Genomic DNA, 12203 nt, shown 5'->3' with positions numbered 1-12203 from the left:
CAGCACTTATTGGATTTTTTTTATCTTTTTATTTTAAATATACAATTGTTCGTGTGATTTTAGCTTATATTAGAGCTATTCATGAGATATTTTGGGCTTTGATTTTCTTACAAATTTTTGGTTTAAATACAATTACTGCAATTCTTGCAATTGTTTTACCTTATAGTGCTATTTTAACAAAAGTTTATGCTGAAATTTTAGAGGAGTATGATACTTTTGATGAAAAAACAGTATCAAAAAATGCTTCAAAATTATCACTATTTTTTTATACTAAATTACCAAATGCCTTACCACATATAGTTTCATATACATTATATCGTTTTGAATGTGCAATGAAATCATCTGCAATTTTAGGATTTGTAGGAATTCTTACTCTTGGATATTACTTATCATCATCTTTTATGCAAGGTTATTATCACGAAGTATGGTTAATGCTAATTATTTTTTATATCTTAATTGCAAGTATAAAGTTTTGGTTTAATAAATTTACAGTATTGATTTTATTTATTATTTCACTTTTAAATATGCAAATTAGTGCAAGTTCATTTTCTTATGATAATTTTATAAGATTTATCTCAATTGATATTATTCCAAGCCCAATTAGAAATAATGAAAGCTTTTTAGAACTTCTGACATGGTTTAATAAAATATTTGTAAATGAAATAGTTCCAGGGATTTTTAATACTATTGTTTTAACACAAATTTCTTTAGTACTTACAGCTGTTTTAGCATTGATTTTATTTCCTTTGATTTCATATAGATTTACAAATAAGTTCTTTAGATTTTTTTCTCATATATTTTTAGTGATTTTACGATCAACTCCTGAGTATATTTTGGCATTTTTATTTTTATCAGTTTTTGGTGTTTCTATGCTTCCTGCTGTTCTTGCTTTGATGTTACACAATGGTGCTATTATTGCTTTTATTATTGGAAAACAATCAAATGAATTAGATTATGTTTTAGATAAATCACGACATCTAAATCTATATACTTATGAGGTTTTACCAAAACTATATAACTCATTCTTAGCCTTTTTATTTTACAGATGGGAAGTAATTATGAGAGAATCAGCAATACTTGGAATTTTAGGTGTTGCTACTTTAGGATTTTATATTGACTCTGCAATTTCAGATATTAGACTTGATAAGGTTGTGATTTTACTATTCTTTACAGCACTTTTAAATATTAGTATTGATTTGATTTCTAAAAAAGTAAGAGATTACTTACGAACAAAAAGTACAATTACAACTTGTGGATGTGAATTAAAGTAGGGAGTTAAATCCTTACTTTACAAACTATTTAATGCTGTTTCATTAAATCTATATGTTTTATGTTGTACTTTTACTAAGATGTTTTTTTCAGATAACTCTTTAAATAGTTTTATCAAAGTTGGTTTTGAAATAGACACTTCTTCCATAATTTCTGAATATGAAGCTGTAAATAAATTATCTTTATCTAGATTATTTATAATAAACTTTACTATATCAACTTGTTTACTATCTGTAACAGCTGAAATAGTTTTTATTACATTTATACTTTTTTGTATCTCTTTTTGTTGAACTATTGGAAGTAAAATATCATGTAAACTATCTAATAAATCCTTGATATTTATAGGTTTTATAATATAGTTTTCTACTTTTAACTTTATTGCATCAAGTAGATATTTTGTATCTGTATGTGCTGTTGTTAATATCGTAGGAATAATAATATTCTTTTCTTTTATATGTTTTAAAAAATCAATTCCATTTTCATTTTCAAGTAATATATCTGAGATAATTACATCAATTTTTTTATTTAATAAAATATCAAGTGCCTCTTTTGATGTTTTAACAGCATAAATATTATTAACAAAATCTTCTAATACATCTTTTGTATGTTTTAACAAATTCTCATCATCTTCTAAATATAAAATATTAAACTCTTGTAAGATATTTAAATCTTTATTTTGCATCATTAACCTTTGGATCTATAATAGGGATTTTTATTGTAAATAACGAACATTTATAACTTTTGTTATCTTCTTTAATCTTATGTACGATATTTTTGTATGTTATTGAACCATAAATATGTTTTTCAATAATTTGTTTTGACATATAAAGACCAATACCAGTACCAGCACTTTTATATTTAGTTGTATAATATGGTTCGAAGATTTTAGGAATAATTTCATCACTAATTCCACCACCATTATCAAGCATATTAACTACTACTTCATTTTTATATTTATGTACAATAATTTTTATGATTCTATCATTTTTATCAATATTAGAACATAAAGCATCTTTTGAATTTGAAAGGATATTTAAAAAAATATGAGATAACTCATTGTAATAAGTATTTAACTCAATATCCTCTTTTATTTTCAATTTTATTTTAATATTTTCTTTTTCAAGAAGATATTTTGATAACTCAATTGAGTGTTCAATACAGTTTTTTATAAAGAACTTATTTTTAGTTTTATCAGGAGAGAAAAAGTTTTTAAAATCATCAAGTGTAGTTGACATATTTTGTGCCAAAAGTAGGGCGTCATGAACTTTTTCGTCTACAAATTCATTTGTTAATTTCCCATGATACATTTTAGTTTGAAAACTTTGAATAATCATAGTAATAGAACCTAATGGTTGTCGCCATTGATGTGCAATATTATTTAGCATTTCACCTAAACTAGCCAATCTTGCTTGTTGAAACATGATAATGTCTTTTTTTCTATTTTGTTGTACTTCTTTATTGATTTTTACTTCAAGATAAGAGTTTAACTCAGTAAGTTCTTTTGTTTTATCTTCTATTTTTTGCTCTAGTGAATTATGAAGTTTTTTAAAGTTATTTATTATATAAACTGATAAAATAATAGAAAATAAGAAAACAATAAATATAGAAATTACTGAAAAAATAAGAATAGTATTAAAAACTTTTTGAGTATTTCTTTTTTCATTTATAGCTAAAGATAATTCATAGTTAATCAAACTTGTAATATAAATAGAAATTGCATTTACCTCAAGATTTAATTTTGAAAAACTATCTTTTTGTTTTTTATTCATAATCTCTTCTAAATGTTTTTTGATTGTTAAAACTTTTTTATCAACATTTTTAATAATACTTTTTTTTAGTATCTTATTTTCAAAATATGTCTCTTTTGTAATAAAAAACTCTTTTATAAATGAAGTAATATAAAATTTAGGAAAATTTTGATTTGTCTCATCTTTATAACTAGACCAACTTTTGTGTATTAGTTGTTCTGCTAACAATAGTACTTCTTTGGCTTGATTTATACTTAGCTCATTGCTTTGTAAATCATGAATAGTATCTTGAATATTTACTTTATATGTATCTTTTATATGTTCTAGTTTTATTAAGTTTTGTGTTCTTTTATCAAATAATACATCAAAATCTTGTTTTATTGTAAAAGTAGAAATCTGAGATAATATAACAATACATATCATTCCCCCAGCAATAATAAATACTAAAAAAGATGTTTTGTATTTAAAACTTAAGTTATCAAAATATGCAATTATTTTTTTAAGTTTATTAATCATCATTGTATCTCTTTAAAAGATGAATTTTCATATTTAAATAAATATGTTTTATTTAAAAGTTGAGCTTTTTTATAGTTTAAAACTAAGCCATTTAAAGTACTAGATTTTGTATTTTTTAAAGCTTGAATCAACTTTTTTCTTGTTAGGTCACCTTTTATTTTTGAGATTGCTGTAACTAATACTTTTGAAGATAAAAATGCCTCAAGTGAGATAAAACCTAACTCTTGATTTGGATAATATTTCTTCATTAAAGTTTGATACTCTTGTATAACTGGAATATCAGTATTTAAATAGTTTGGTACAACTTGTGAGAAGATTAAATTATCTGTATTTGTATTTAGACTTTGTAGTTTTTTAATCATAGTATTTGCATCACTAAATGAGATATTACAAAAGATTGTATCTTTTAAGTTTTCATTCTCTTTTGCTTTTTTAATAAATAAAGCATTTGTTTTATAAGCACCAACCATTATAATAGCTTGTGGTTTAGCATTTTTTATTTCATTAAAAGCATGGGTAATAGAAAGTGTATTTCTTTTATATGAACCTTCTGCTACTAGTTTTAGTTCTCTTTTTTCTAAAGATTTTAATAAAGAAACATATCCTTCTTCACCATAATCATCATTTTGATAAAAAACTGCGATTTTATTTATATCTTTTTTATTATATAAATAATCAACAAGTTTTTCAATTTCTTCTTTGTATGAACTTCTAAAATTTATAAAGTTTTTATTTGAGGTATTTCTTAAAAAAGATGCTCCTGTGAAAGCCGAATAAAAAGGGATATTTTCATCATATAAAATAGGTAAAATACTTTTTACTGTTGGAGTTCCTACAAAACCAAAAAGTGCATAGACATTATCTTGAAAAATTAATTTATTTACATTGTCATTTGTAAGTTCAGGTTCATATTTATCATCATAAACTAAAAGGTTTATTTTTTTATCATCTAAGATTTTCATTTCATTAGCATATTTAAAATAAGAGTTAATACCTGAAGTTACCGCATTTCCCCATGGTTGAATACTACCACTCATAGGTAAAGATGTACCTATTTTTATCTCTTTATCAAGAAATGTTTCATCCTTAAAATAAGCGTAAAATAATATAAATATAAATATTAGTATTGGAAGTCTTTTAATCATTGGGAATTTTACAAAAAAATGGACAAATTATAGCTTTAATAAAAAGTGTTTAAAGAAGGAATAATGAATATAAGTGCTTAAATGTAACATTACTTTTGTAAATGGTAAAAAATATTTTAACATTTAAGTTCTGTTTAAAATATAAGCATATAGAATTAGGTCAAATATTTTTTACCAATTTTAAAGGCATAACATATGCAAGAATTTATATATTATAATCCAAAGGGATTAGATTTTCCAGTTAGTGAAGAAATCTTAGTTACTACAAATCTAGATGATGTACAAGATGGTGACTTCTTAATCTCAAATACAAAAGAAATACAAGCAGAACTAATAGCAGAAGAGATTAGTTTTTATATTAATAACTCACAAGATTCAATGGCAGATAAAATAAAAAATGTTCAAAAACTTTATGAAATAGCTGCAAATAAATATGATCTTGCACAAGATATTTCATATTCACAAGAAGTTTCAAAACAATTATTATTAATAGCAAATACAAAAGAAGAGTATGAAAATTTTAAAGCAGCAATAAAATCTGATGATTTTGAGCTATTTTTTGTAAAAGAAAATATTGTAAAAGAGATATCAGGACATATTGGAAACTTAAGTGTAGTTGTTGATGATGAAGGAAATGATGTAACTTTAAATGTTTCTCAAATTGTTTGGTTTGATGCTAAACAAATGGGACTAAACCAAAGTGGTACATTTGATCCAAATCTTTCAAGTGTAGAAGAAGTTGTAGAACTATTAAAATCAAATATAAATCAATATTCTTATAAAAAATTTACAACTTATGATGAAAGTATTTGTCAATATCATGGAAGAAGAGAAGAAATTTGTTCTAAATGTGAAGAAGTTTGTCCAACAGTTGCAATTACAAAAGATGATAAAACAAAAACTTTAGCTTTTTCTCAAATTGATTGTCATGGTTGTGGTGGATGTATTTCAGTTTGTCCATCAGGTGCACTTGAATATGCACCATCAAACCAAGAATCAATCTACGAAATGAGTAAATCTTATGAAAATACTCATCCTTTAATAGTTCCTCAAAAAATGAATGTAGGTGATTTAAATATTTCATTAAAAGAAAATGTTTTACCATTTGCTATTGAAGGTGAAAAATTTTTACATGAAGGTTCATTTTTAACTTTACTTCAATTATCAGGTTCACAAGTTATTTTTTATACTGACTTTATCTCAAAAGGTTCAGGTGATGCAATTAGAATCGTAAATGATATTTATCAAAAAAAATATTCTAAAGATGCAATTTTAGTAGCAATGAATGAAGAAGAATTAAAAACTGCATTAGATGAAGTTTCATTTATTGAGAATTCTAGATTTAATTTTAATCAAGATGGATTGAAAAAAAGAGAAATAATCTCTCATAGATTACAAAAAATTGTAGGCGATGATGATTTAGGTGTTGTAAAAACAGGTGAGCATATTCATTATGGACTTGTAGAAGTAAATCAAGATAAATGTACTTTATGTTTAGTTTGTGTTGGTTCTTGTAATGTAAATGCACTTCAAGCTGATGCTAGTGATAATACTTTACGATTAAATCCAAGTTTATGTACATCATGTGGATACTGTGAAATATCATGTCCTGAAACTGATTGTCTTACAATAAAAAGAGATGTTATTAATCTTGAACCAACATGGTTTAAAGAAAATATCTTAGCTCAAGATGAATTATTTGCTTGTGTTGAGTGTGGAAAAGATTTTGCAACAACAAAATCAGTAAATAAAATTGCAGATATGATGGGACCAATTTTTGCATCAGATCCAGTAAAAACAAGAAGTTTATATTGTTGTGCTGATTGTAAACCAAAAATTATGATGCAAAACTATTTTGACCAAAAAAACCAAGGAAATACTAATGCAAGATAATCAAGCAATAAATAAAGCAAGAGCACTTTACTATAACTTATTTGCAAACTTTTTTGTTTATTCAAAAGAGAGTCAAAATTACTTTGAACTTGTAAATTTAGTTAATGTTTTAAAACAAAGTGCATTAGATGCTAGTTCTCAAACAGCATTAGATGAAATATCAAAATTATTAGACCCATCTTCGAATGTAGCTTTACTTCAAGAATTTGATGATTTATTTCATAATCCATTAAATAAAAAAATTAGACAAACAGCATCTTTTTATGATGAAGGTGTAGAATCTGGCAAAAAAAGAGTTGAAATGATTCAATTCTTAGGAAAAACAAAAATTAGAAGAGATGAAAAACAATATCATGAATATGAAGATTCTGTAGGTTTTATTTTTTCAGTTATGGCAGAACTTACAGATTTAGTTTCAAGTGGTGAAAAAGTTTATGAAAATACAGTTCATTGTATTTTTGCACAAATTTTAAATGATTTTATAGATGATTTTGCAAAAGATATTTATGAAAATGATAATTCAAAAATATACAAAGAATTAATGGTTGTATTACACTCTTTTGTAGCTTTTGAAAGACTTTACTTAGAAGTTTCAAAACCTGTAAAAAAAGAAAAAGTTCAAAAAGAAGTTGCTTGTGAAGTAATTTCTGATGAAGAAATGCAAAGAAGAGCTAGAAATAAAGCTCTTAAAGCTAATGGACCAAAAAACAAAGAAGATGAAAAAGAACCAGAAATTATGAATTACGTAGAAGAAGTTTAGTAAAAGGTTTTCCTTTTACTAGAAATTTTATAAAGAAAGTAAAGCTTTTTTTATAAAGTTTCTTATTTTAAGGGGCTTAATTTCTATAAGGAGGTCAGTCGTGCAAGAAAGCAGAAGAAATTTTGCCAAAAAGGCAGCATTAGTTGCTGCTGGTACTGCAGCTGTTGCAGGTACTAGTGTATTGGCTGCTACTGGGAAATCATCGGTACAAGGTGATGAGAATAATGGTGTTGTTGTAGGTAGTTCTAGAAAAAAAGAAATACTTTACAAAAAAACTGCGGCTTGGGAAGAATTTTACAAGAACGCAAATTAACAAAAAGGGAAACGTATGTCAGCAAATACATATGAAACTCTAAATGCAAAAGTAGGTCGTCGGTCATTTATGAAAATGGCTGCAGTAGCTACTGCATTTGGTGTTACATCGTCTTTTGCTAGTACAAACGCAACTAGAAAAGCTACAGAGGAAGAGATTAAAAATCCTTACCCTGGTTCAAAAATGGTTAAATCTATTTGTACAGCTTGTTCAGTTGGTTGTGGTGTAATAGCAGAAGTTCAAAATGGCGTTTGGGTAAGACAAGAAGTTGCTCAAGATCACCCTGTATCACTTGGAGGGCACTGTTGTAAAGGTGCTGATATGATTGATATGGTTAGATCTGAAGTAAGACTTAAACATCCAATGGTTAAGAAAAATGGTCAATGGCAAAGAATCTCTTGGGAAGCTGCTTTAGATGGTATTGCAACTAAATTAGAATCTTTAAGAAAAACATCTGGGCCTGATTCAACAATGTTTTTAGGATCAGCAAAATTCAATAATGAACAAGCGTATTATTATAGAAAATTTGCTGCAATGTTTGGAACTAATAATATAGATCACCAAGCTAGAATTTGACATAGCTCAACAGTTGCCGGGGTGGCAAACACATGGGGTTATGGTGCTATGACAAATTCTTTAGGAGATATTCAAAACTCTAAAGCGATCATTATTTTTGGAGCAAATCCAGCGGTTAATCACCCAGTTGGATTCCAGCACTTTTTAAAAGCAAAAGAGAGAAACAACGCAAAAATTATTGTTGTTGATCCAAGATTTACAAAAACTGCTGCAAAAGCAGATTTATATGCACAAATTAGACCAGGTACTGATATTCCATTTATGTATGGAATGTTAAATATCATATTTGAAAATGGTTGGCATGACAAAAACTTTATTAATGATAGAGTTTATGGAATGGATGAAATTATGCAAGAGGCTAAAAATTGGCCTATTGAAAGAGTTGCTGATGTTACTGGTGTAAAAGCTGATTTAATTGTACAAATCACTAAGTATTACGCTGCTAATACTCCAGGAACTTTAATTTGGGCTATGGGTTTAACTCAGCATTCAAATGGTTCATCAAATACAAGAATGGCTCCAATCTTACAATTAGCACTTGGTAATATGGGTGTTGAAGGTGGAGGAACTAATATTCTAAGAGGTCATGATAATGTACAAGGTGCTACTGACTTTGGATGTTTAGCTGATTCTTTACCAGGATATTATGGGCTAAGTGAAGGTTCATGGAAGTACTTTGCTTCTTCATGGGGAGTTGATTTTGATTGGCTTCAAGGAAGATTTAAAGATCCATCATGGATGGGTAAAAAAGGATTCTCATTAGCTAGATGGTGGGCTGGTGTATTAGGTGGAAATGAAGGTGAAGATGCAATTCATAATGCAGATACACGTTTAAAAGCTTTATTTGTAATGGGTAATGGAATTACTTCAACTGCTCAAACAAAAAAAGTAAAAGAAGCCTTAGATAACCTTGAATTAGCAGTTTTCTGTGATCCATTTGTTAATGAAGGTGCGATTATTACAGATAAGCAAGATGATGTTTATATTTTACCAGCTGCTACTCAATTTGAAACAAGTGGTTCTGTAACTGCTACAAATAGAAGTGCACAATGGAGATATGAAATTATCAAACCTATGTATGAATCAAAAGCTGATCAAGATATTTTATTTGAATTAGCAAAAAGATTAGGGTTCTATGATGAATTAACAGCAGGTATGGGAAAAGGAAAAGATTTCTCTTGGCCAGAAGATGCGACTAATGAAATTGCAAGAATCATTAAAACTATTGGTTTAACTGGATGGAGAGCTGATAGATTAAAAAAACATACAGATAATTGGCACATGTTTGATGACGTAACTTTAAGAGGTTATGGCGAAATGACAGGTGAATATTATGGTTTACCATGGCCTTGTTGGACGACTTCACACTCTGGAAGCCCTGTTTTATATAATATAAACAGATCAGTTAAAGAGGGTGGTATGGGATTCAGAAACAGATTTGGTGTTGAAAAAGATGGTGTTGATTTACTTGCTGGTAAAGGAAGCGCACCTAAAAATTCAAATAACAAAGATGGATATCCTGAAATAACAAGAGATAATATTGAGAAAGTATTAAAAATCAAGTTGACTGATGAAGAGAAATCTAAAATTGGTAAAAACTGGAAAGTTGATAAGTCTGATATTATTGCTGAAAAATGTATGGAAGCAGGAATTGCTCCTTATGGAAATGCAAAAGCAAGAGCTAGAGTTTGGGGTTGGGCAGATGAGATTCCAAAACATAGAGAACCTTTACATTCTCCAAGAGCAGATTTAGCAAAAGAGTACCCATCTTTCCCTGATAAACCAAATCACTGGAGAGTTGATACTAGATATATTTCTGAGCAAACTAAACAAGATTGGGCAAAAGATTTCCCAATTAACTTAGTTACAGGAAGACTTGTAAATATGAACGGTGCTGGTATGGAAAATAGAGCATCTAAGTATCTTGCAAAATTAACTCCTGAAATGTTCTGTGATATTAATCCAGATTTAGCAGGAAGATACGGTATTAGAGATGGTTCAATGATGTGGATTCATTCGCCTCATGGAACAAAAATTAAAGTAAAAGCACATTATTCTTATTCAGTTACTCCTGATAGAATATTTATTCCAATTCACTTCGCAGGTGTTATGGAAGGTGAGAGTTTACTACATAAGTATCCTGATGGAACTGCTCCTTATGCTACAGGTGAGAGTGCAAATACTGTTACTAACTACGGTTATGACATTGTTACGCAAATACCTGAGACTAAGGGTGGATTATGTCAGATTGCAAGAGCATAGGAGAGCAACATGAGTAATAATATAAATTTCGCAAGTATGAGATTTTATTGTGATGAAAACAGATGTATTCATTGTGATGGTTGTTCTGTTGCTTGTGCTGAAGCGCATGAGTTGCCAGTAGAAATTTCTAGAAGAAAAGTTGTTACAGTAAATGAAGGTAAGCAAGGGATGGAGTTTTCTTTATCTGTTGCTTGTATGCATTGTACTGATGCACCTTGTGAACAAGTTTGTCCAGTAGATTGTTTTTATATCAGACAAGACGGTATCGTTTTACATGATAAAGACAAATGTATTGGTTGTTCATATTGTTTATATGCTTGTCCTTTTGGTGCGCCACAATTCCCTGCAAATGGGGCATTTGGTACAAAAGGTGTAATGGATAAATGTACAATGTGTGCAGGTGGTCCAGATGATACAAACAGCGAACATGAAAGAGAATTATACGGTCAAAATAGAATTGCAGAAGGAAAAGTTCCTGTTTGTGCTGCTATGTGTTCTACAAAAGCTTTATTAGTAGGAGATGCAGAATCTGTATCAAATATTTTTAGACAAAGAGTAATGTCAGCAGGACATGGAGTTCAATCTGCACCTTATGGTTGGGATAAAGCGTATGGAAAATAAAAGTTTTCTAAGTGAATACAAGGCCTATTTAATTATAGGTCTTTTATTCGTCCTTTTAACATATTGGTACTTTTGGTTAGCTACTATTGCAGATATTGGTTATGTGTACCACTTCCTTTTACAGATGATGCAGGGAAATTTCACTGGACAAGTTGTTCCTTATGAAAGTTTAACGCATTATCAACAAATGGAAGTTACACTTTTTGGACCTGAGTATAATGCAATTGCACCAGAAGTTATTAGAGCATTTGAAGAGAGACAACATTTATTACCTATAGTATTTACTGTTGAGTTCTTTTTATTTTTAACAATGTTCATTGTAGCAAAGGGAAGAAAACAAGCAAAAATTACTAGAACAGAAGATACTGTTCAAGTATATTCGATTTTTCAAAGATTAGTTCTTTTATTAAATATTATTATTATGTGTTATTTATTTATCACTGGGTTTTCAATTACATTTGGAAACTGGACAGGTGGTGGAGAAATAGCTAGATTTATGAGAGCAACTCATGAAATCGTTGGTGTTGGTTGGATGCCAGTGTGGATTATCATGACAATTATTGCTTTTAAAGATCATAAATATTTTGTAAGACCAAGTACTAAACTTTGGAACAAGATTTTCTTAAGAGGAAAATATGCACCAATGGATAGAATAAACTATTACATGTATGTTGCTTTTGGAGCATTACTTGTAACTAGTGGATTTATAATTTGGTTTATGTTCCCAGATGCTGCAACACATGCTCAGACTATACAGTTAAAGAGATTTATTCTGTTTATTCACTTTATGGGGAGTGCTATTATTTCATTCTTTACGTTTGAAACAGTATACTCATATTTTGTATCTGTAAAAGGATATATCCCTGGAGTAATTACAGGAAGATTACCTGTTGAGTATTTAGAACAACTAAGACCTGATGTTTTAGAAGAAGAAGATTTAAGAAAATAAACAAAGTGATTTGCTCCTTAGGGAGCAGATTTACTTTTATTTTTTTAAAAATTAGTAAATATGCAAATTTTGCATATTAAGGAAAAAAGATGGATAACGCCAAATATTTAAAAACAGTAGTAATAGATAAACTTATAGAAAATGAAGCAAC

The 12203-nt window shown here is 28.3% G+C and carries 10 protein-coding genes; 7 read left to right on the top strand and 3 right to left on the bottom strand.

Translation table 11 applies throughout. From position 1 onward, the window contains the following. The coding region (locus ACERKK_RS06370; RefSeq protein WP_373772252.1) for a PhnE/PtxC family ABC transporter permease at positions 1-1271 on the top strand (1271 nt) is incomplete at its 5' end. A 17-nt stretch (positions 1272-1288) separates the two neighbouring features. On the opposite strand, the gene ACERKK_RS06365 is transcribed toward ACERKK_RS06370, so the two are convergent. The 3 genes from ACERKK_RS06365 to ACERKK_RS06355 are packed head-to-tail and all read right to left on the bottom strand — an operon-like array spanning position 1289 to position 4678. After that, the gene (locus ACERKK_RS06365) at positions 1289-1951 is read right to left on the bottom strand and encodes a response regulator (protein ID WP_373772251.1); all 663 of its coding nucleotides are present in this window, start codon (positions 1949-1951) and stop codon (positions 1289-1291) included. Further along, positions 1941-3536, bottom strand: coding sequence for a sensor histidine kinase (locus ACERKK_RS06360; protein WP_373772250.1), 1596 nt, complete (start codon positions 3534-3536; stop codon positions 1941-1943). The genes ACERKK_RS06365 and ACERKK_RS06360 overlap by 11 nt, the downstream gene beginning before the upstream one ends. Continuing rightward, positions 3533-4678, bottom strand: a complete 1146-nt coding sequence (locus tag ACERKK_RS06355) for an ABC transporter substrate-binding protein (RefSeq protein WP_373772249.1) — start codon at positions 4676-4678, stop codon at positions 3533-3535. The genes ACERKK_RS06360 and ACERKK_RS06355 overlap by 4 nt, the downstream gene beginning before the upstream one ends. A 195-nt stretch (positions 4679-4873) precedes the next feature. Between ACERKK_RS06355 and ACERKK_RS06350 the strand changes: the two genes are divergently transcribed. From ACERKK_RS06350 to ACERKK_RS06325, 6 genes are all read left to right on the top strand, one after another. Continuing rightward, positions 4874-6571 (top strand): ATP-binding protein, encoded by a 1698-nt coding sequence (locus ACERKK_RS06350; RefSeq protein ID WP_373772248.1) that lies wholly within the window; start codon positions 4874-4876, stop codon positions 6569-6571. After that, the gene (locus tag ACERKK_RS06345) at positions 6561-7331 is read left to right on the top strand and encodes a molecular chaperone (protein WP_373772247.1); all 771 of its coding nucleotides are present in this window, start codon (positions 6561-6563) and stop codon (positions 7329-7331) included. The genes ACERKK_RS06350 and ACERKK_RS06345 overlap by 11 nt, the downstream gene beginning before the upstream one ends. A gap of 100 nt (positions 7332-7431) precedes the next feature. After that, complete coding sequence (locus ACERKK_RS06340; RefSeq protein ID WP_373772246.1) at positions 7432-7644, top strand: Tat pathway signal protein; 213 nt, start codon at positions 7432-7434, stop codon at positions 7642-7644. 15 nt (positions 7645-7659) lie between these two features. Then, a complete protein-coding gene (locus ACERKK_RS06335; protein WP_373772245.1) occupies positions 7660-10482 on the top strand; it encodes a formate dehydrogenase subunit alpha in 2823 nt (940 codons plus the stop codon). Between the two features lie 9 nt (positions 10483-10491). Continuing rightward, positions 10492-11103, top strand: coding sequence for a formate dehydrogenase FDH3 subunit beta (gene fdh3B / locus ACERKK_RS06330; RefSeq protein WP_373772244.1), 612 nt, complete (start codon positions 10492-10494; stop codon positions 11101-11103). Beyond that, positions 11093-12052, top strand: a complete 960-nt coding sequence (locus tag ACERKK_RS06325; protein WP_373772243.1) for a cytochrome b/b6 domain-containing protein — start codon at positions 11093-11095, stop codon at positions 12050-12052. The genes fdh3B and ACERKK_RS06325 overlap by 11 nt, the downstream gene beginning before the upstream one ends. Positions 12053-12203 lie beyond the last annotated feature (151 nt).

The organism is Poseidonibacter sp. (genome assembly GCF_041821165.1).
Classification (GTDB): Bacteria; Campylobacterota; Campylobacteria; order Campylobacterales; family Arcobacteraceae; genus Poseidonibacter.
The sequence above is the reverse complement of the archived record's forward strand: the minus strand, read 5'-3'. Positions and strand labels throughout refer to the sequence as shown.